General features: G+C 71.5%; 16 protein-coding genes. 6 read left to right on the top strand and 10 right to left on the bottom strand.

Going from position 1 to position 20,107, the window contains the following annotated elements; all coding sequences use genetic code 11:
- The first annotated feature begins 163 nt into the window (after positions 1-163).
- The 6 genes from ACFYT9_RS22690 (at position 164) to mscL (ending at position 6,154) form a co-directional block, all read left to right on the top strand.
- Positions 164-1,690 (top strand): potassium/proton antiporter, encoded by a 1,527-nt coding sequence (locus ACFYT9_RS22690; protein WP_387277217.1) that lies wholly within the window; start codon positions 164-166, stop codon positions 1,688-1,690.
- A 275-nt stretch (positions 1,691-1,965) separates the two neighbouring features.
- Positions 1,966-3,282, top strand: a complete 1,317-nt coding sequence (locus ACFYT9_RS22685; RefSeq protein WP_389166549.1) for an MFS transporter — start codon at positions 1,966-1,968, stop codon at positions 3,280-3,282.
- A gap of 68 nt (positions 3,283-3,350) precedes the next feature.
- Positions 3,351-3,668 (top strand): FmdB family zinc ribbon protein, encoded by a 318-nt coding sequence (locus tag ACFYT9_RS22680; RefSeq protein WP_376597800.1) that lies wholly within the window; start codon positions 3,351-3,353, stop codon positions 3,666-3,668.
- Between the two features lie 284 nt (positions 3,669-3,952).
- Positions 3,953-4,864: an S-methyl-5'-thioadenosine phosphorylase gene (locus ACFYT9_RS22675; protein WP_389166546.1), complete on the top strand. Its 912-nt coding sequence runs from the start codon at positions 3,953-3,955 to the stop codon at positions 4,862-4,864.
- A gap of 99 nt (positions 4,865-4,963) precedes the next feature.
- Entirely contained in the window at positions 4,964-5,548 is a 585-nt protein-coding gene (locus tag ACFYT9_RS22670) for a hypothetical protein (protein ID WP_389166544.1), read from the top strand.
- A gap of 72 nt (positions 5,549-5,620) precedes the next feature.
- A complete protein-coding gene (gene mscL / locus ACFYT9_RS22665) occupies positions 5,621-6,154 on the top strand; it encodes a large conductance mechanosensitive channel protein MscL (RefSeq protein WP_376597804.1) in 534 nt (177 codons plus the stop codon).
- Positions 6,155-6,173: 19 nt separating this feature from the next.
- On the opposite strand, the gene ACFYT9_RS22660 is transcribed toward mscL, so the two are convergent.
- The 10 genes from ACFYT9_RS22660 to nirB all read right to left on the bottom strand — a co-directional run bounded on the left by ACFYT9_RS22660 (position 6,174) and on the right by nirB (position 19,993).
- Positions 6,174-6,392 carry a hypothetical protein gene (locus ACFYT9_RS22660; RefSeq protein ID WP_389166542.1) on the bottom strand — a complete coding sequence of 73 codons (219 nt, stop codon included), beginning with the start codon at positions 6,390-6,392 and terminating at the stop codon, positions 6,174-6,176.
- Positions 6,393-6,434: 42 nt separating this feature from the next.
- Positions 6,435-6,851 (bottom strand): hypothetical protein, encoded by a 417-nt coding sequence (locus tag ACFYT9_RS22655; RefSeq protein WP_389166540.1) that lies wholly within the window; start codon positions 6,849-6,851, stop codon positions 6,435-6,437.
- On the bottom strand, positions 6,848-7,489 hold the full coding sequence (locus ACFYT9_RS22650) for a ubiquinol-cytochrome c reductase iron-sulfur subunit (RefSeq protein WP_387277228.1): 642 nt from the start codon (positions 7,487-7,489) through the stop codon (positions 6,848-6,850). The genes ACFYT9_RS22655 and ACFYT9_RS22650 overlap by 4 nt, the downstream gene beginning before the upstream one ends.
- Positions 7,486-8,130 (bottom strand): 4Fe-4S dicluster domain-containing protein, encoded by a 645-nt coding sequence (locus tag ACFYT9_RS22645; RefSeq protein WP_376597811.1) that lies wholly within the window; start codon positions 8,128-8,130, stop codon positions 7,486-7,488. The genes ACFYT9_RS22650 and ACFYT9_RS22645 overlap by 4 nt, the downstream gene beginning before the upstream one ends.
- Before the next feature lie 6 nt (positions 8,131-8,136).
- On the bottom strand, positions 8,137-10,449 hold the full coding sequence (locus ACFYT9_RS22640; protein ID WP_389166537.1) for a molybdopterin oxidoreductase family protein: 2,313 nt from the start codon (positions 10,447-10,449) through the stop codon (positions 8,137-8,139).
- Positions 10,450-11,574 carry an MFS transporter gene (locus ACFYT9_RS22635; protein WP_389166535.1) on the bottom strand — a complete coding sequence of 375 codons (1,125 nt, stop codon included), beginning with the start codon at positions 11,572-11,574 and terminating at the stop codon, positions 10,450-10,452.
- Positions 11,575-11,661: 87 nt separating this feature from the next.
- Positions 11,662-12,492, bottom strand: a complete 831-nt coding sequence (gene pflA, locus ACFYT9_RS22630; protein WP_389166532.1) for a pyruvate formate-lyase-activating protein — start codon at positions 12,490-12,492, stop codon at positions 11,662-11,664.
- Between the two features lie 265 nt (positions 12,493-12,757).
- Positions 12,758-15,028, bottom strand: a complete 2,271-nt coding sequence (gene pflB, locus ACFYT9_RS22625; protein WP_389166529.1) for a formate C-acetyltransferase — start codon at positions 15,026-15,028, stop codon at positions 12,758-12,760.
- Between the two features lie 175 nt (positions 15,029-15,203).
- Positions 15,204-16,625, bottom strand: coding sequence for a NarK family nitrate/nitrite MFS transporter (locus ACFYT9_RS22620; protein ID WP_376601507.1), 1,422 nt, complete (start codon positions 16,623-16,625; stop codon positions 15,204-15,206).
- Positions 16,626-17,089: 464 nt separating this feature from the next.
- A complete protein-coding gene (gene nirB, locus ACFYT9_RS22615; protein ID WP_389166526.1) occupies positions 17,090-19,993 on the bottom strand; it encodes a nitrite reductase large subunit NirB in 2,904 nt (967 codons plus the stop codon).
- Positions 19,994-20,107: the final 114 nt, after the last annotated feature.

Raw genomic sequence — 20,107 nt, 5'->3', positions numbered from 1 at the left:
CATCCCAGAACGGCGGAACGCAAAGAAGGCGTCAAGAAAGCGTTAAAGATTAGGTAAGGTAACGAAGTACCCGCGGTGGAGGAACGATCCGGCGCGTGCGAGGGGAAGGAACGGCGCACTGACTGTCCACGAGCTCAACGAACTCCTGCTGATCAGCTCACTCGTGCTGCTGATCGCGGTCGCCGCCGTCCGGATCTCGTCCCGGAGCGGGCTCCCCAGCCTGCTGCTGTACCTCGGCATCGGCGTCGCCATCGGGCAGGACGGCATCGGCAACGTCGCCTTCGACAACGCCGAACTCACCCAGGTCATCGGATACGCGGCCCTCGTCGTCATCCTCGCCGAGGGCGGTCTCGGCACGAAGTGGAAGGAGATCAAGCCGGCCCTGCCGGCCGCGGTCGTCCTCTCCACCCTCGGCGTCGCCGTCTCCGTCGGCATCACCGCCGCCGGCGCCCACTACCTCGTCGGCCTGGAGTGGCGGCAGGCGCTGATCATCGGCGCGGTCGTCTCCTCCACCGACGCCGCCGCCGTCTTCTCCGTCCTGCGCAAGGTGCCGCTGCCGTCCCGGGTCACCGGTGTGCTGGAGGCCGAGTCCGGCTTCAACGACGCCCCGGTCGTCATCCTCGTCGTCGCCTTCTCGGCCGCGGGCCCCGTCGACGAGTGGTACCTGCTCGTCGGGAAGATCGCCCTGGAGCTCGCCATCGGCGCCGCCGTCGGCCTCGCCGTCGGCTTCGTCGGCGCGTACGGGCTCCGCCACGTCGCCCTGCCCGCCTCCGGCCTCTACCCGATCGCCGTCATGGCCATCGCCGTCACCGCCTACGCGGCCGGCGCGATCGCCCACGGCTCCGGCTTCCTCGCCGTCTACCTGGCCTCGATGGTCCTCGGCAACGCCAAGCTGCCGCACGCCCCCGCCAACCGCGGTTTCGCCGAGGGACTCGGCTGGATCGCCCAGATCGGCATGTTCGTCCTGCTCGGCCTGCTCGTCACCCCGCACGAGCTCGCGGGCGACTTCTGGCCGGCCGTCGTCATCGGCCTCGTCCTCACCATGGTGGCCCGCCCCATGGAGGTCCTGGTCAGCCTGGCGCCCTTCCGCATCCCCTGGCAGGAGCAGGCCCTCATGTCCTGGGCCGGCCTGCGCGGAGCCGTCCCCATCATCCTCGCCACCATCCCGATGGTGGGGCAGATCGAGGGCAGCGAGCGGATCTTCAACATCGTCTTCGTCCTGGTCGTCGTCTACACCCTCGTCCAGGGCCCGACCCTCCCCTACCTGGCGAAGGCCCTGAAGCTCGGCGACTCCTCCGGCGCCGCCGACCTCGGCGTCGAGTCCGCCCCGCTGGAACGGCTCCGCGGCCACCTGCTCTCGGTCGCCATCCCCGAGGGCTCCCGGATGCACGGCGTCGAGGTCGCCGAGCTGCGGCTGCCCACCGGCGCCGCCGTCACCCTCGTCGTACGGGAGGACACCAGCTTCGTACCGGGTCCGGCGACCGTGCTGCGGCGAGGTGACGAACTCCTCGTCGTCGCCACCGACCCGGTGCGCGACGCCACCGAGCGCCGGCTGCGCGCGGTCGGCCAGGGCGGCAAGCTCGCCGGCTGGCTCGGGACCGGGGACGGGCGGAAGGCGGTCACGACGACCGCGACCCGCTTCCACCGGCCGGCGTCGGTGACGGGGAAGAACAAGCGAACAAATCCTTGATCCAACGCTAATCGCCGACATTATTTCGGGGTCAGGAGCGTTCTCCCCTGTGGAATCACAGGCGGGAGGGCGCTCCTCCCTGTACCATGAAGGCACACTTGATCGAACCAACTCTGCCTGACGCAGAGCTGGCGCGACCGTATGGCGGCCGCGGTGCACCCTCCCGCAGTGGGGGCCCTCCCGGTATCTACCGCAGTTCCGCGCAAGAGGACAGCTCTCGGCGAGACCGGCACCACCGTGCCCGCGCGCTACCAGGCGGCAGAAAGGCCAGGACCGTGGCGTCCACGGTCGTCTCCGAGAAGCGGCCCGGCTACGGGCAGCTGCTGCGCACCCCCGGTGCGCTCTCCTTCCTGATCCCCGGGTTCGCCGCACGGCAGCCCTTCGCGATGCTGACCATCGGCATCGTCCTGCTCGTCCAGCACACCACCGGTTCCTACGGCAGCGCCGGCGCCGTCGCCGCCGTCACCGGTGTCTCCATGGCGATCTTCGCCCCGCAGAGCGGCAAGCTCGCCGACCGCTTCGGCCAGCGGGCCGTCCTCGTCCCGGGCGTCCTCGTCCACTCCGCGGCCGTCACGCTCCTCGTGGTGCTGGCGCTGGCCGGCGCCCCGCTGTGGGCGCTGTTCCTCGCCGCCGTGCCCGCCGGCGCGTCCGTCCCGCAGGTCGGCCCCATGGTCCGGGCCCGGTGGGCGGCCAAGCTCGACGGCACCCCGCTGATGCCGACCGCGGCGGCCTTCGAGTCCGTCACCGACGAGTTCACCTTCGTCGTCGGCCCGGTCCTCGCCACCGCCCTGTGCACCGGCGTCCACCCGGCCGCCGGTCTGATCACCGAAGCCGCCCTCACCCTCTTCGGCGGCCTCTTCTTCGCCGCCCAGCGCGCCACCCAGCCCGCGTACGGCCTCCTCGCCGCCGCCGGGCACACCGGCGCCGAACCGCACCGCTCCGCGCTCTCCGTCCCCGGCGTCCGCGTCCTGATCGTCGCCTTCCTCGGCATCGGCGCCGTCTTCGGCGGCATGCAGGTCTCGCTCACCGCCTTCAGCGAGGAGATCGGCAACCCCGGCGCCAACGGCCTGCTCTACGGCGTCTTCGCGGCCGGCAACATGCTCGCCGGCATCGCCATGGGCGCCATCGCCTGGAAGACCGGCCCCCGCCGCCGCCTGATCCTCGGCTACACCGGCCTCACCCTCGCCGCCACCCTGCTGTGGACCGCGGACTCCGTGGTGCTGCTCGCCGCCCTCGGCCTCGTCGTCGGCCTCTGCATCGCCCCGGCCCTGATCACCGGCTACACCATCGTCGAGACCCTGATCCCGGCCTCGGCCCGCACCGAGGCCTTCACCTGGCTCACCGGCGCCGTCGCCCTCGGCCAGGCGCTGGCCGTCACGGTCGCCGGCCGCCTCGCCGACGCCCACGGCTCCACCGCCGGATTCCTCGTCCCGGCCGCCGGAACCGCGCTCGCCTTCGTCACGCTCGTCGCCCTGCGCGGAAGGCTCAAGCCGCGCGAGGCGAGCCGGGTCGCGGCACGGGTCACGGCACAGGCCACGGCACGGGCCGCGACACGTGGTGTCGGTCACCGCGTGCCGGTGACGGTGGACTGAACCCGCGGAATACGTCACTATGGAACGTCGTTAGCACTCGATGAGTGTGAGTGCCAGGAGGAAGACTAGTGCCGACCTACCAGTACCAGTGCACCGAGTGCGGCGAGGGCCTTGAGGCGGTCCAGAAGTTCACGGATGACGCACTGACCGAGTGCCCCGCCTGCCACGGCCGCCTCAAGAAGGTGTTCTCCGCCGTCGGCATCGTCTTCAAGGGCTCCGGCTTCTACCGGAACGACAGCCGCGGCGCCTCGTCCAGCAGCTCCCCGGCCTCGAAGAGCTCGACGTCCTCGACGACGTCCACCTCCTCGACCGCGTCGGACGCGAAGCCGGCCTCGACGACGTCCACCTCGACGTCCTCGTCGCCGTCCTCCACCCCCGCCGCCTGAGGCACCCCGCACCACCCCCGGCCCCGGCCCCACCCACGTGGGACCGGGGCCGCGGCATGTCCGGGGGCGGGGGGAGTGGAGCGGCGGGTGTGGGGGCGTGGAGCGGCGGGTGCGGGCGGGGTGCGCGGCGCTTGCGGGCGTCGCGCGGAGCGGCGTGCGCGGCGTCGCGCGGAGCGGCGTGCGCGGCGTCGCGGGGAGCGACTGCGCGGGCGACGCGGAGTCCCGCGTGCGGGCATGCGGGAAGGGGCTGGGGTGCCCGCCCGGCGGCTGCGTAGGGTGACGGTATGGCGACGACTCCTGGTGACTCCCTTCCCCTCGATCTCCCTCTCGACGGAACTCCGCTGCCCGGCGGCCCCTCCCCCGACGACTACGCCGAGATCGGCGTGATCGGCGGGTCCGGCTTCTACTCCTTCCTCGACGACGTCCGCGAGGTCCCCGTCACCACGCCCTACGGCGACCCCAGCGATTCCCTCTTCCTCGGCGAGGTGGCCGGTCGCCGAGTCGCCTTCCTCCCCCGCCACGGACGCGGCCACCGCATCCCCCCGCACCGGATCAACTACCGCGCCAACCTCTGGGCCCTCCGCTCCGTCGGCGTCCGCCAGGTCCTCGGCCCCTGCGCCGTCGGCGGACTGCGCCCCGAGTACGGCCCCGGCACCCTCCTCGTCCCCGACCAGCTCGTCGACCGGACGAAGAGCCGCGCCCAGACCTACTTCGACGGCGAACCCCTCCCCGACGGCACCGTCCCCCGCGTCGTCCACATCTCCTTCGCCGACCCCTACTGCCCCGACGGACGCCAGACCGCCGTCAAGGCCGCCCGCGGCCGCGACTGGCAGGCCGTCGACGGCGGCACCCTCGTCGTCGTCGAGGGCCCCCGCTTCTCCAGCCGCGCCGAATCCCGCTGGCACGCCGCCAACGGCTGGTCCGTCGTCGGCATGACCGGCCACCCCGAAGCCGTCCTCGCCCGCGAACTCGGCCTCTGCTACACCTCCCTCACCCTCGTCACCGACCTCGACGCGGGCACCGAGACCGGCGAGGGCGTCTCCCACACCGAGGTCCTGCGCGTCTTCGGCGAGAACATCGGCCGGCTCCGCGACGTCCTCTTCGACGCGATCGGCGCCCTCCCGGCCACGGCGGACCGCGACTGTCTCTGCACTCATGCCCACGATGGATGGAACCTCGGCATCGAACTGCCGTAGAACCCGTCAAACCCCTCGCACGGGTGGCCGAGTTGTCCACAGATCGTGGACTGTCCACAGCCCGGAGCGGGATCGGAGGACGAGCGGGACAGTGGCCGCATGAACACGACGCACACCACTGTCCCCACCCTCGCTCCCCTCACATCCACTCCCGCATCCACCCCCGTCCCCGCTCCGTGCGAGGTGCCGGCGTTCGCCCCGCTGCGGGTCCGCGGCGGCCGGTTCCGGCCCCGGCTGCGCCGGGCGCCCGGCGCACTCCTCCTCCTGACCGCCGCCGCACTGACCCTGACCGCCGCGCTGCCGGGCGGAACACCCGGCCGGTACGACCCAGGACCACGCCCCGCCTCCGCCCCCGCGGCCCGCTCCCCCGCAGCCGTCCCCTCGACCGCTCCCGTCCGGCTCGTCTCCGCTCCCGTGCGGATCGCGGACGCGGAGGCCGTACGGCTCCTGCGTACCGGTGACCGCGTGGACGTCATCGCCGCGCCCTCCGTCAACTCCGCGCCCGGCGAGGGCGACAGCTCGGTGAGGGTCGTGGCGCGGTCCGCCCGGGTGGCCGAAGTCCCGCACTCGGGCGAGACTCGTCCGGACGGAGGGGCGCTGATCGTCCTGGCCGTGCCCCGGGCGACCGCGACAGCGCTGGCAGGTGCCGGTGTCACGTCCCAACTGGCGGTGACACTGTGCTGATTCGCACTGATTGGCTGTCAAGTCACCGTCCCGTGTGTACGGATTGGACGGCTCTGCGCGCTTCACGGCCTAATGGCTGCGCACACAGCGCAAACAGCAGCACATCCGAAGAAAGGCACCTTGGTGGCCGAGAAGAAGGAAAGCGTGATGGCGGGCTTCAAGGCCTTCCTCATGCGCGGAAACGTGATCGACCTGGCGGTGGCGGTCGTCATCGGTGCCGCGTTCACGAACATCGTGAACTCGGTGGTCAAGGGCATCATCAACCCCATCGTGGGCGCCTTCGGCACGAAGGACCTGGAGAGCTACGCGAGCTGCATCAAGGACCCGTGCCAGATGGTCAACGGCGAGATGCAGGGCATCCAGCTCCAGTGGGGCCTGGTGCTGAGCGCCATCCTCAGCTTCATCATCACCGCGGCCGTCGTCTACTTCCTGATGGTCCTGCCGATGGCCAAGGTCCTCGCCAAGCGCGCCGCGCACGACAAGGCGAAGGAGGGCGTCCAGGAGACCATGGAAGTCAGCGAGCTGGAGGTGCTCAAGGAGATCCGCGACCACCTGATCGCGCAGCGCGGCTCCGGCAGCAGCACGGGCACGCACTCCACCTCCTGACCGGAGGGACGCTCCGGCGTCAGAGGTGGTGCGGCGGCTTCTCGTCGAGGAAGCGCGCGAGGTCGGCGGCGCTGCCGCCGGCCGGAGGCCGCTCGCCCCACCCGCGGTCCGTGTCGTCCGCGGACTGCGCGTCCAGCGGATCGTCGAAGACGATCACCGGCTTCGGAGGGTTCTCGGAATTCGGCCGAATGCCGTTCGGCTTCGCGCCTCGCGGTCCGTGGGCGGGGGCGGTGCTCATGCTTTCAGAGTACGCCCGCCGCCCCGCCCCGGACCCGCCTGATCAGCGGTCCTTCGGATCCAGCGCCCACAGGCCGAGGACCACCAGGAACGACAGGACGAGGAAGCCCGCGCCCCACCACGCGGTGCCGGTGTCGCCCGACATCCACTCGTCCACCACGATCGTCAGCCCCCACAGCTGGCCGATCACCACCGTGAGCGCCAGCGCCAGCCGCGCCGACAGCTTCGAGGAGCGCTCCGGTTCCTGTTCCGTGCCCGCACCGGGGCCCGGTCCGGTGTGCCGGATCCGCGGGTCGCCGTACCCGCTGGTGGGGCGGATCTGCGGATAGCGCTCGCGCACCGGCCGGTTCAGCCGCGGCTGCGCGCTGCCCGGACGGTACGAGGGCGGCGGGGCCGGCGGGGGCGGGGTGCCCGCCGGGCGCGGGACCTCCGGGTCCTGCGGAAAGGAGCTCTCCGTCATGTGCGTGCGCTCCTCTCGGCGGGCGCGCCGGCGCCGGACCGCTCACGGCAGAGCCGCAGGGCGTCGCCCTGCTGGCGGCACAGACCCTCCTCCAGCGTCTCGCCGGAGCGGGCGGTGCCGATCGCCCAGACGCTGCCGTCGACCTGCTCGATCAGGATCACCTTGGGCAGGCCGCGCGGGGGCGGGCCGGCGGTGACCGCTCCCGTACGGGCATCGAAGACACCCTCGTGGCAGGGGCAGTACAGCTCGCCCTCGCTGCCCCGGTCACTGCGCCACAGGACGGCGCAGGCGAGGTGGGTGCAGACCGCGGAATAGCCGGCCAGGGTGCCGTCCTCCATACGGACGGCGATGGCCCGGTCCTCGTCGCCCGGGTAGCGGAAGGCGAGCGACTCGCCCGGCAGGATCTGGTCGGCGATCTTCTTCGGCTCGGGGGCGCCCTCGCTGTCGCCGTGGCGGTGCAGGATGCCGGAGGCGACGCCGACGCCGCCGACGGCGAGCCCGCCGGAGACGGTGGCGACGATCCTCAGGTAGTCGCGCCGGGTGGTGAGGGAGTCGGCCGCGATCCGGTCGTGCAGCGCCTCCTGGGCCGCGTCGGCGCCGGCCTCCGGCGCGGGCGGCTGCGGGTCGGTGACGCTCATCGGACGCCCTCCCCCCGTCCGCCGCCCTGGTTCGCGTTCGCTTCGCTCACGTCCACTCCATTGATCTCGACGACGGGCAGACCGCCGGGGACGGGCCACTGGACCTTGTCGGCGGGCACGACCATCGCCACGCCGGTGGTCACGGTGGTGCTGCCGAAGGTGAAGGAGTCGGCGACCTGGACGCCGGGGCGTTCGGCGCGGAGCTCTTCGAGGGTGCCGTAGAAGAGGGCGCCGGTGGGGCAGACGGTGGCGCACATGGGGGCGAGGCCGTAGGCGGTGCGGTCGTAGCAGAGGTTGCACTTCATCTGGAGCTTCGCCTGGAGGTCGATCTTCGGCACGCCGAAGGGGCAGGCGTTGACGCAGTTGGCGCAGCCGATGCAGCGGGTGGTGTCGGCCTGCTGCACCACGCCGTCGGCGGTCACCAGGATCGCGTCGGCGGGGCAGACCTCGGCGCAGGGGGCGACGGGGTCCTCGCAGTGCATGCAGACGGTGGGAAGGGAGGCGACGGAGTGACCTTCGTCGGGGTAGTCGAGATGGATCATCGACTTGCCGCGGTGCGAGTCGCATTCGCGGCAGGCGGAGACACATGCCTGGCAGCCGATGCAGCGGCCAGGGTCGATGAAGATCGTGCGGCCCATCATGTGCGGTCAGCTCCTCTCCGCGGTGCCACGGCCCTGCGGGGACGTGGGCGGCAGGGGGTCGGTGCGGGAGACCTGGGTCTCGGGGTAGGCGAGCTGTCCCGGGGCGGTCGGGGGCGCGGGCACCTCGTCGACGCGTTCGGCTGCCTCGATGCGGGCGGCGCAGACCTTGTACTCGGGGATCTTCGAGCGGGGGTCGAGGGCGTCGATGGTGAGGGCGTTCGCGGCGGTGGGGACGGGCCAGTGGTAGGGGACGAAGACGGTGTCGGGGCGGATGGCCTCGGTGACCAGGGCGGGGAAGACCTCGCTGCCGCGGCGGGTGACGACCCGTACCGGATCGCCGTTGCGGAAGCCGTGGGAGGGATGCACCTCGACCCAGGGGCGGGGGGTCTGTTCGACGAGGGCGCCGAGCCGGCGGGTCTGGTTGCCGGAGAGGAAGTGGGCGACGGTGCGGCCGGTGGTGAGCGAGAGCGGGTACTCCTCGCTGTACGGGTCCATCGGCGGGTGCCACTCGACGACCTGCATGTGGATCTTGCCGTCGGGATGGTAGGTGCGCCCGTCCTCGAAGAGGCGGGGGGTGCCGGGGTGCTCGGTGGTCGGGCAGGGCCAGGCGATGCCGCCGGTCTCCTCCAGGCGCTCGTAGGTGATGCCGTAGTAGTCGTTGACGGTGCCGGCGGAGGCGATCCGCAGCTCCTCGAAGACGGAGCGGGAGTCGGGGAAGTCGAACTTGTCGCCGGCGCCGAGCCGCTTGGCGAGCTCGCACATCACCCAGGTGTCGGTGCGGACCCCGGCGGGGGGTTCCTGGGCCTTGTTGTGCTTGACGACGCGGGCCTCGGCGTTCGCCATCACGCCCTCGTCCTCGGCCCAGACGGTGACGGGGAAGACGACGTGGGCGTTGGCGGCGGTCTCGGAGAGGAAGAAGTCGAACTGGGCGTGGAACTGGAGGGTGTCGTAGCCCTCCTTGACCGTGGCGTAGTTGGGCAGGGAGACGAAGGGGTTGTTGCAGATGCCGATGAGGCCGCGGATCTCGGCGCGCTGCATCTGCCAGACCATCTCCATCATGGAGGTGCCTGCGGGCGGGAGTTCGGACTCCTCGATGCCCCAGATCTCGCAGATCTGGCGGCGGTGCTCGGGGTTGGAGATGGACCGCCCGCCGGGGAGCAGGTCGGACTTCTGGCCGTGCTCGCGGCCGCCCTGGCCGTTGCCCTGGCCGGTGATGGTGCCGTAGCCGGCGCCGGGCTTGCCGATGTTCCCGGTGGCGACGCAGAGGTTGATGATGGTGAGGCAGTTCTCGACGCCCTGGGAGTGGTGTTCGACGCCGCGGGCGTGCCAGGCCATGGCCTTCCCCGCACCGGCGAACATGCGGGCGACCTGGACGATCTGTTCCTCGGGGACGCCGCAGATCTTCGCGGAGCGGGAGGGCGGGTACTCGGCGACGGTGGCCCTGACCTCGTCCCAGCCGGTGGTGTGGCCGGCGAGGTACGCCTCGTCGGTGAGCCCCTCGGAGACGATCACGTGCAGCACCGCGTTGAAGAAGGCGGAGTCGGTGCCGGGCTTGAGGGCGACGTGGACGTCGGCGGTGCGGGCGATGGCGGTCTGCCGGGGGTCCACCACGATCAGGCTCGCGCCCCGGTCGCGGGCGCCCCACAGGTACTGGGTCATCACCGGGAAGCACTCGCCGACGTTGGAGCCGGCGATGAGGAGGCAGTCGGTGAGGAGGATGTCGGAGAAGGGGTTGCCGGCCCGGTCGATACCGAAGGCGAGCTTGTTGGCGCCGGCGGCGGAGACCATGCAGAGGCGGCCGTTGTAGTCGACGTGCCTGGTCTTGAGGGCGACCCGGGCGAGCTTCCCGACGAGGTAGGTCTTCTCCGAGTAGAGGCTGGCGCCACCGAGCAGCCCGAAGGCGTCGTTGCCGTACTCGCCCTGGATCCGGCGGATCTCGGAGACGGTGTGGTCGAGCGCCTCCTCCCAGCTGACCGGCCGGAACTCCTCGTCCCGGTTGCGCCGCATCAGCGGGGAGGTGAGCCGGTCCGGGTGGTTGACCTGCTGGTAGGCGTTGATGCCCTTGGGGCAGAGCCGCATCCGGTTGATGTCGTGGTTGCGGGGTTCGACGCCGAAGACCTTGCCCGCGCGGTCGACGCGCAGGTACATGCCGCACTGCACGCCGCAGAAGCAGCAGTGGGTGGGGACGAGGGTCTCCTCGTTCTGGTCGGCGTGCCAGCGGTCGGCGGGAATCCCGCCGGCGTCACGGAAGTTCCGGGTCCCGGGAGGCGCGACGGACGGGTCGAGCGGCAGCGCGCGGGAGGGGTCGGTCGCGGTCACTTACTTGAAGCCCTTCTTGACGTGGGTGAGGTAGGCGTTGCCGCGGAGGACGCGCTTGCAACGGGGGCAGTACTCGGCCCATTCGTCGAAGTCGAGCTTGAGGTCCTTCATGGTGCCGCGCAGGTTGTCGACGTAGTCGGGGGTGTCGATGGGCTCGTGACAGCGGCGGCAGGTCTGGAGGTCCTCCGCGGCGCCGTCCTTGCGGCGGGAGGTGTACTTGAAGAGCTGCATACCGACGGCGGCGGGGCGCTGGACGATGTGGAAGAACTTCCCGAAGGGGATGTAGATGAGGGTGAAGACGACCGAGACCATGTGGAGGATCGCCAGGAACTCGTAGCCGCCGCCGTGCAGGAAGACCGACGAGAAGGTGAGCAGCAGGCCGGTGACCGAGATGACGATGAGGGCGATCAGCGGGATCAGGTCGTAGGCGAAGCGCTGGCCGGTGATGGCTCCGCGGTCCTTCATGCGCCGCCACAGGAAGTAGGAGGCGCCGGCGATGACGAGGACGGCGGCGATGTCCAGGCCGTGGAACATCAGCCAGCCGATGATGTTGAGCGCGTTGAAGCCGAGGACCTTGAAGCCCCAGATCCGCATCTCGTAGCCGGGCCCGCTGCCGGTGTTCGAGGTGAAGGTGAACCAGCCCCAGGTGAGCGGGAAGGTGATGAGCGCGGCGAGGATGCAGCCCCAGAAGAGGAGCTGGTGAGCGGCCCAGCGGGCGTGCGAGCGGGCGCCGAGGAACTTCTGGAAGCCGAGATAGGTGGCGATCATCTTCGGCAGCGCGGTGGGGGCCTTGCGGAAGTTCGCGGCGGAGAAGAACGAGCGCCAGCCCTGGCGGAAGAGGCGGCGGGCCCCGGGGGCGGAGATCCAGACGGTGTAGCGGTAGGCGACGCCGAAGGCGAGGAAGACGGTGGCGACGGCGTAGGGCAGCAGCGCCGAGTCGAAGTCGCGGAGCAGCCGGCTGCCGAAGACGATCGCGAGGATGAGGAGGGCGGAGACGACGGTGCCGGCGAGGACGGCGCGGCGGCGGACGGCTGCGGGGGTCTGGGGCGCGCGGCCGTCCGGGACCGGGGCGGGCGCCTCCGGCTCGGGGGTGGTGGGCTCGGCGGTCTGCGGTGGCTCGGTCACGGAGCCACGGTAGGACGAATGTACCCTTTGGGCCCGTTTTGAGCCCCTGGCGAGTGAACGCGTCGCGCCCGGCCGGCGCCGGGGAACTCAGACCGCGTTCAGGCCGTGGGACCGGAAGACCTCGCGGACGGCCGCGACCTGCCCCGGGTCGGGCGACGGGGTGTCATGGAGGGTGAACGGCATCTCCAGCGCCTGCCATTTGGCCTCGCCCAGCTTGTGGAAGGGGAGGACGTCGACGCGGGACACGTTGCCGAGACCGCCGGCGAAGGCGGCGACGCCCTCGACGTTCGCGGGGTCGTCGGTGAGGCCGGGGACGAGGACGAAGCGGACGTGCACGTCCTGCCCGAGATCGGCGAGACGGCGGGCGAAGTCCAGGGTGGGCTGCAACGGCCGGCCGGTGACCTTCCGGTACGTCTCCGGGTCCCAGGACTTGATGTCGAGGAGGACCAGGTCCGTGTCGCGCAGCAGGGCGTCGGTGGCACGGACACCGAGGAAGCCGGAGGTGTCGAGGGCGGTGTGCAGGCCGAGCTCGTGCTTCATGCGGTGCAGCAGCTCACCGGTGAACACGGGCTGGAGGAGCGGTTCGCCACCGGAGACGGTGGCACCGCCGCCGGAGGCGGAGATGAAACGGACGTACTTGGCCGCCTCGGCGATCACGTCGTCGGCGGAGGTCCGCTTGCCGTTCCGCATCCTCCAGGTGTCGGGGTTGTGACAGTAGAGGCAGGTCAGCGGGCAGCCGGAGAGGAAGGTGACGAAGCGGGTGCCGGGGCCGTCGACACCGGTGGACAGGTCCCAGGAGTGCACCGAGCCCTCGGACGGACGGTGGGTCGCGGCGGCGGCCGGGGTGGCCGGGGGCACCGCCCGGACCGGAGCGGCGGCGGGGCGGACGGGGATGTCCGGTCCGAGGAGCGTGGCCATGGCAGGGCCTCCTGAGGGAGGAAGAGGTGGGTGGTGGGGAGGGGCGGGAGGAGGGGGAGGGGTGGGGCGGGAGGAGGGGGAGGGGTGGGGCGGGGAGGGGGAGGGGGGAGGGGCCCCCTCCCCCCCCTTCTGCGTGGTGAGCTGTGCGTTCCGCGCCGCACGCCCGCTGCGTGCGCTCCCGCGCCGCCCGCGCTCGCGACGCCCGCGCTCGCGACGCCCGCGCCCGCGCCGCCCGTGCCCACGCCGCCCGTGCTCGCGGTGCCGCTCAGAGCGTCCCGTGGAAGGTGCGGTTGAGGACGTCGAGCTGCTGTTCGCGGGTGAGGCGGACGAAGTTGACCGCGTAGCCGGAGACCCGGATGGTGAGCTGGGGGTAGTTCTCCGGGTGCTCCATGGCGTCCATCAGCACGTCCCGGTTGAGGACGTTGACGTTCATGTGGAAACCGTCGCTCGCCATGTAGCCGTCGAGCACGCCGGCCAGGTTCCTGATCCGCTCCTCGGGGGTGCGGCCCAGGCCGTCGGGGGTGACGGTGTTGGTGAGCGAGATGCCGTCCTCGGCGTCCTCGTAGGGCAGCTTGGCGACCGACAGGGCGGAGGCCACGTAGCCGTGGGTGTCGCGGCCGTTCATCGGGTTGGCGCCCGGGGAGAACGGTTCGCCGGCGCGGCGGCCGTCGGGGGTGTTGCCGGTCTTCTTGCCGTAGACCACGTTCGAGGTGATGGTCAGGACGGACTGGGTGTGTTCGGCGTTCCGGTAGGTGGGGTGCTTGCGCACCTTCCGCATGAACTCCTCGACCAGCCAGACGGCGATCTCGTCGGCCCGCTCGTCGTTGTTGCCGTAGGCCGGGAAGTCGCCCTCGATCGCGTAGTCGGTGGCGAGGCCGGTCTCGTCGCGAACGGGGCTGACCCTGGCGTACTTGATGGCGGCGAGCGAGTCGGCGGCGACCGAGAGGCCGGCGATGCCGCAGGCCATGGTCCGGCGCACGTCACGGTCGTGGAGCGCCATCTCGATGCGCTCGTACGCGTACTTGTCGTGCATGTAGTGGATGACGTTCAGCGCGTGGACGTAGACGTTCGCGAGCCACTCCATCTGCTCGTCGAACCTGTCCATCACCTCGTCGTAGTCGAGGACCTCGGAGGTGAGGGCGCCGGTGGCGGGGCCGACCTGGTCGCCGGACTTCTCGTCGCGGCCGCCGTTGATCGCGTACAGCAGGGTCTTGGCGAGGTTCACCCGGGCGCCGAAGAACTGCATCTGCTTGCCGACGGGCATCGCCGAGACGCAGCAGGCGATCGCGGTGTCGTCGCCGAAGCGGGGCCGCATCAGCTCGTCCGACTCGTACTGCACGGACGAGGTGTCGATCGAGACGCGGGCGCAGAACTCCTTGAAGCCCTGGGGCAGCCGCGGCGACCAGAAGACGGTCATGTTCGGCTCGGGGGCCGGGCCGAGGTTGTACAGGGTCTGGAGGTAGCGGAAGGAGGTCCTGGTGACGAGCGGGCGGCCGTCCTCGCCCATGCCGGCGAGGGACTCGGTGACCCAGGTCGGGTCGCCGGAGAACAGTTCGTCGTACTCGGGGGTGCGCAGGAAGCGGACGATGCGGAGCTTGATGATGAAGTCGTCGACGAGTTCCTGGGCCTGTTCCTCGGTGAGGAGTCCGGCCTCGATGTCCCGCTGGAGGTAGACGTCGACGAAGGTGGAGGTGCGGCCCAGCGACATCGCGGCGCCGTTCTGCTCCTTCACGGCGGCCAGGTAGGCGAAGTACAGCCACTGGATCGCCTCGCGGCCGGTGGTGGCGGGGCCGGAGATGTCGTGGCCGTACGAGGCGGCCATGGCCTTCAGCTCGCCGAGGGCGCGCAGCTGCTCGGACAGCTCCTCGCGGAGCCGGATGGTCTCCTCCAGGGAGCGGTTGCCGGACGGGAGGACGTCGAGCCCGGCCTTCTCCTCCTTCTTGACGGCGATGAGGCGGTCGACGCCGTAGAGGGCGACGCGGCGGTAGTCGCCGATGATGCGGCCGCGGCCGTAGGCGTCGGGGAGGCCGGTGACGATGCCGGCCTTGCGGGCGGCGCGGATCTCGGGGGTGTAGGCGTCGAAGACGCCGGCGTTGTGGGTCTTGCGGTACTCGGTGAAGACCTTCTCCAGCTCTTCGGAGACGGGGTAGCCGTAGGTCTCCAGGGCGCCGGCGACCATCCGCCAGCCGCCGTTGGGCATGATCGCCCGCTTGAGCGGGGCGTCGGTCTGGAGGCCGACGATCAGGTCCTTGTCGCGGTCGATGTAGCCGGGGGCGTGGGCGGTGATGGTGGAGGGGATGTCGTGGGCGACGTCGTAGACGCCCTTGGCGCGCTCCTGGGGGAACTTGTCCGTGATCGCCTTCCACACGGCGGTGGTCCGCTGGGTGGGGCCGGCGAGGAAGGAGTCGTCGCCCTCGTACGGGGTGTAGTTCTGCTGGATGAAGTCGCGGACGTCGATGGCGTCGCGCCAGAGTCCGCCCTTGAAGCCCTTCCAGGCCCGCTCGGTCGCCGTCGCTTCCGCAGGAGTCGCAGTCACTGCCCGCACCGCCTTCTTCGAGTCATTCGATCGCGTCGTTGCTTACTTTCATTTCACTCCTTCTGATCGATCATTTGCGGCGGCATTGGTCACCGGTCCACGGTCCTTGGTCCCCTTTCCCGGCATGCGGAAAGGCCCCGCCGGGGCGGGACCTTTCTCGGTGTGGCGCGGGGGTTCAGCTGGGGGCCTCGGCGCCCTTGCGGGCGTAGAACCACCAGGTCACGACCATGCAGCTGACGTAGAAGGCGACGAAGCCCCACATCGCGCTGGTGACGGCGACCGAGCCGAAGAGTGCCGGGATGAAGAAGAATCCGTAGGCGGCTATCGCGGAGGTGAAGCCGGTGACGGCGCCCGATTCCATCTCGGCCTGCTTGAGGGCCCTGGTGTGTTCGGGGGTGCCTTCGGTGAGGCCCTTCAGGTGGGTGCCGCGGAAGATGACCGGGATCTGGCGGAAGGTCGAGCCGTTGCCGATGCCGGAGAAGAAGAACGCGGCGAGGAAGCAGAAGAAGAAGCCGTAGAAGTTGCCGCCGTCGCCGCCCGAGGGCAGGAAGTTGATGACGCCGATGATGGCGACGGCCATGCCCACGAAGGACAGGATGGTGACGCGGGCGCCGCCCCACTTGTCGGCGATCCAGCCGCCGGCCCAGCGGGCGAGGGCACCCACGGCCGGGCCCATCCAGGCGTAGGTGGCGACGGAGTAGTCGGGGAAGGTGGTCTTGATCAGCATCGGCAGGGCCGCGGCGAAGCCGATGAAGGAGCCGAAGGTGCCGACGTACAGCCAGGTCATCAGCCAGTTGTGCTTGCGCTTGAAGATGATCTTCTGCTGCTTGAAGGGTGTGGAGGCGACCTTCAGGTCGTTCTGGCCGAACCAGGCGACGGCGGCCAGGACGAGGACGACGGGGACCCAGACGAAGGCGGCGTTCTGGAGGTGGACGGGGGTGCCGTCGGCCTTGTGCTGGGCGGAGCCGATCGCGATCGTCGACCAGGTGATGACGATCGGGGTCAGCAGCTGGACGACGGAGACGCCGAGGTTGCCGAGACCGCCGTTGATGCCGGTCGCGCTGCCCTTCTTCGCCTTGGGGAAGAAGAAGCCGATGTTGGCGAGGGAGGAGGCGAAGTTCGCGCCGCCGATGCCGCAGAGGGCGGCGATGACGACCATCACGGTGTACGGGGTGGTCGGGTCCTGGATCGCGATGCCCAGCCAGATCAGCGGCACCACGAGGACGACGGTCGACAGGGCGGTGAACCGCCGCTGGCCGATCATCGGGCCGAGGAAGGTGTAGAGGATGCGGGCCGTTCCGCCGGTCAGGCCGGGGATGGCCGTCAGCCAGAACAGCTGCGAGGTCGAGAAGCCGAAGCCGACGTCCTTCAGGTTGGTCGCCGTGACCGACCAGACCTGCCAGACGACGAAGGCAACGAGGAGGGCGGGGACCGCGATCCACAGGTTGCGGTTGGCGACCTTCTTGCCGATCGACTTCCAGAAGAGCTCGTTCTCCGGCTCCCAGTCGTTGATGGTCCGGCCGGGGCGGTACTGCTCCGTGTCGTACGAGGCGGGCGACCCGCCCGTCGTTCTGCTGTCCTGGACTACGGAACTCATGGCGCTTCCCTGACTTCCCTGACGTTTACGAGCCCTTTCGAGGCTTCTTCCTTGCCTTTCCAGGCTGCTCCTCGGTGGAGGGGCGTCGTCAGTGCCGATGGTCGCGACGGGGGGCGGGCCTAGGTCGGGTCCCTGAGCGGTCCTAGGTCCCGGTGGGCGCGGGTCTGACGGGCCATCGGGGCGGGCGGGAGTGGTGGGAGTGAGGGCGGGGAAGGGGGTGCCCCCGGGCCGTGCGACGGCCCCTGGAAGGGGTGTGGGGCCGTCGGGGCGGGCCGGGGGCAGTTCGGGGGGGCGGGGAAGGGCCTCGGGTACGGGGGGCCGCACGGCTCCTGTACGGCTGCGCGGGCCTCGTACGGATTCCGTACGGCCGCACGGCTCCCCGTACGGCCGCGGCTGAGCCGCACGGCCGCGGCTGAGCCCTACGGCCGCGCCGCTCCCGTACGCCCGCGCCGCTCCCGTACGGCTCAGCCGCGGCCGGCGCTCGGCACCTCCGGCACCGGGAGCAGCGGCAGCGCGACCTCCGGGTCGTCCAGGCTCGCGCCGGTGCGCAGGTCGAACTCCTGCTTGTGCATCGGGGAGGCCACCACCGGCACACCGTCGCGGCTGCCCATGATGCCGTCGGCGATGACGTCGGCGCCCGAGTACGGGTCCCGGTTGCCCACCGCGTACACCGCGCCCTCCGCGTCCTTGAAGAGCGCCGCCTCCGTCCCGTCCGCCAGCACCGCCGCGCGTCCGCGTCCCGGCTCCAGGAACTCGACGCCGGTCACGTGCGGGGCGAAGCGGGCGAGGGCCCCCGGGTCGTCCAGGACGGCCTGCCACTCGTCGCGGTACGCGGCCGCGTGCCGTTCCATCTGCGCCTCCAGCTCGGCGCCGATGCCGAGCGAGTCCTCGATCAGCACGTCCTTGAGGTGGGCGATGCCCGCGCCCGAGCCGCCGAGCCGTTCGAGCCAGGCCGAGGTGCGCTCCAGGCGTTCGCCGGTCCGGAGGTAGTACATGAGGAAGCGGTCTATGAGGGCGAAGAGCGCGGCGGCCGACAGGTCGGAGGCGAGCAGGTCGGCGTGGCGGGGGGTGGCGCCGCCGTTGCCGCAGACGTACAGGTTCCAGCCGCCGGCGGTGGCGATGACGCCGAGGTCCTTGCCGCGGGCCTCCGCGCACTCGCGCAGGCAGCCCGAGACCCCGCCCTTGATCTTGTGCGGGGCGCGCAGGCCCCGGTAGCGGAGCTCCAGGTCGATGGCGAGCTGCACCGAGTCGCCCTGTCCGAAGCGGCAGAACCTGGCGCCCACGCAGGACTTCACGGTCCGCAGCGACTTGCCGTACGCCTGTCCGGACTCGAAGCCGGCCGCGAGGAGCCGGCGCCAGATCGCCGGCAGGTCCTCCTTGCGGGCGCCGAAGAGGTCGATCCGCTGACCGCCGGTGATCTTGCTGTAGAGGCCGTGGTCGCGGGCCGTCTCGCCGATGGCGATGAGCTGTTCGGCGGTGATCTCGCCGCCGGGGACGCGGGGGACGACGGAGTAGGTGCCGTCCTTCTGGAGGTTGGCGAGGAAGAGGTCGTTGGAGTCCTGGAGCGTGGCCTGTTCGCCCTCCAGGACGTGCCGCAGGCCGAGTTCGGGGGCGAGGGTGCCGAGGACGTTGGCGACGACGGGCTTGCAGACGGTGCAGCCGGCGCCTCCCGCCCCGTACCGCTCCATCAGTTCGGTGAAGGAGCGGATGTGCTCGGTGCGGACCCGTTCGTACAGCTCGGGCCGGGTGAGCTCGGGGAAGTGCTCGCACAGGCCGCGGCGCTTCTCGACGCCGGCGGCGTCGAGGACGGCCTGGAGGGTGGTGGCGCAGCCGCCGCAGCCGGTGCCCGCCTTGGTGCAGCGCTTGATCCCGCCGATGTCGGTGAGGCCGTGCTCGGCGATCGCCGCGCTCACGGCGCCCTTGGTGACGTTGTGGCAGGAGCAGACGACCGCGTCGTCGGGGAGGGCGTCGGCGCCCGGGAGCGCGGCGGTGCCGGCCGCGGCGGGCAGGAGGAAGGCTTCGGGCGGGGCGGGCAGCCGCCGCCCGGCGTGCGGCTTCAGCGAGCCGTACGCCTCGGCGTCGCCGACCAGGATGCCGCCGAGCAGTCGCCCGTCCGGGCCGAGGAGCAGCTTCTTGTAGACGCCCTCGCGGCCGTCCGAGAAGACGAGCTCGGTGGCTTCCGCGTCGCCGGCGAAGGGGTCGCCGAAGGAGGCCACGTCGGCGCCCATCAGCTTCAGCTTGGTGGAGGTGTCCGCGCCGGTGAACTCCGTCGCGCCGTCGCCGGCGAGCTGGTCGGCGACGGTCTCGGCCATCTGGTAGCCGGGGGCGACCAGGCCGTAGACGCGTCCGTCGGAGGTCTGGGCGCACTCGCCGATCGCGTACACGCAGGGGTCGGTGGTGCGGCAGTGCGGGTCGACGGCGACGCCGCCGCGGTCGCCGACGGCGAGCCCGGCCTCGCGGGCGAGCCGGTCGCGGGGGCGCACGCCGGCGGAGAAGACGACGAGGTCGGCGGGGATCCGTTCGCCGTTCGAGAGGGTGAGGGCGGTGGTGCGGCCGTCGGCGTCCGTCTCGACCCGGGTGGCTCCGACGCCGGTGTGCACGGCCACGCCCATCGACTCGATGGTGGCCCGCAGGGCGGCCGCGCCGCCGTCGTCGACCTGGAGGGGCATCAGGCGGGGCGCGAACTCGACGACGTGGGTGGCGAGTCCGAGGGTGCGCAGGGCGCCCGCCGCCTCCAGGCCGAGCAGTCCGCCGCCGATGACGACGCCGGTCCTGGCGTGTTCGGCGTAGGCGGTGAGGGCGTCCACGTCGTAGAGGGTGCGGTACGTGAAGCAGCCGGGGGCGTCGGCGCCGGGGATCGGCGGGACGAAGGGGTACGAGCCGGTGGCGAGGACCAGCGCGTCGTAGGGCACGACGGTGCCGGAGGTGGTGGTGACGGTGCGGGCGGTGGTGTCGATGTGTTCGGCCGGGTCGCCGAGCCGCAGGTCGATGCCGTGGTCGGCGAGGAAGCCGGGTTCGGTGAGGCCGAGGTGTTCGGGGGCGGTGCCGGCGAAGACGGAGGAGAGGTGGACGCGGTCGTACGCGGGCACGTCCTCCTCGGCCAGGACGGTGACGCGCCAGCCGGGTGCGGCGGCGGGGCCGGTCGGGGCGGGGTGGTCGGTCGTCGTCGGGGTGGTCCGGTCGGTCGGGGTGGTCCGGTCGGTCGCGTCGGGGCGGTCGGTCGTCGTCGGGGCGGTCGGGGCGTCGAGCCCGCGCCCGTCGGCGGGCGAGCCCCCGCCCGCGAGTGCCTTTCGCTCGGCGAGGGCCTCCAGGAGCCGGTGGCCGACCATGCCGTGGCCGACGAGGACGAGGGACGGGCTGGAGGACATGGTGGCTCCGGGTGGTGGGGGATCCGTGTCTTCGACGGTAGGGCGGCGCGGGGCGCCCGCCGGCCCGGGAAAGGCCCGAGGAGAGGGGACTTGTGGCCCTCGCGGCGGGGCCGA

The organism is Streptomyces sp. NPDC004435, assembly GCF_042873895.1.
Classification (GTDB): domain Bacteria; phylum Actinomycetota; class Actinomycetes; order Streptomycetales; family Streptomycetaceae; genus Streptomyces.
The sequence above is the reverse complement of the archived record's forward strand: the minus strand, read 5'-3'. Positions and strand labels throughout refer to the sequence as shown.

Coding starts and splice junctions, on each gene's coding strand:
- ACFYT9_RS22655 (WP_389166540.1), bottom strand. CDS start 6,851: ATGACGGAGAGCTCCTTTCCGCAGGACCCGGAGGTCCCGCGCCCGGCG.
- nirB (WP_389166526.1), bottom strand. CDS start 19,993: ATGTCCTCCAGCCCGTCCCTCGTCCTCGTCGGCCACGGCATGGTCGGC.
- pflA (WP_389166532.1), bottom strand. CDS start 12,492: ATGGCCACGCTCCTCGGACCGGACATCCCCGTCCGCCCCGCCGCCGCT.
- ACFYT9_RS22675 (WP_389166546.1), top strand. CDS start 3,953: ATGGCGACGACTCCTGGTGACTCCCTTCCCCTCGATCTCCCTCTCGAC.
- ACFYT9_RS22650 (WP_387277228.1), bottom strand. CDS start 7,489: ATGAGCGTCACCGACCCGCAGCCGCCCGCGCCGGAGGCCGGCGCCGAC.
- ACFYT9_RS22670 (WP_389166544.1), top strand. CDS start 4,964: ATGAACACGACGCACACCACTGTCCCCACCCTCGCTCCCCTCACATCC.
- mscL (WP_376597804.1), top strand. CDS start 5,621: ATGGCTGCGCACACAGCGCAAACAGCAGCACATCCGAAGAAAGGCACC.
- ACFYT9_RS22620 (WP_376601507.1), bottom strand. CDS start 16,625: ATGAGTTCCGTAGTCCAGGACAGCAGAACGACGGGCGGGTCGCCCGCC.
- ACFYT9_RS22645 (WP_376597811.1), bottom strand. CDS start 8,130: ATGATGGGCCGCACGATCTTCATCGACCCTGGCCGCTGCATCGGCTGC.
- ACFYT9_RS22660 (WP_389166542.1), bottom strand. CDS start 6,392: ATGAGCACCGCCCCCGCCCACGGACCGCGAGGCGCGAAGCCGAACGGC.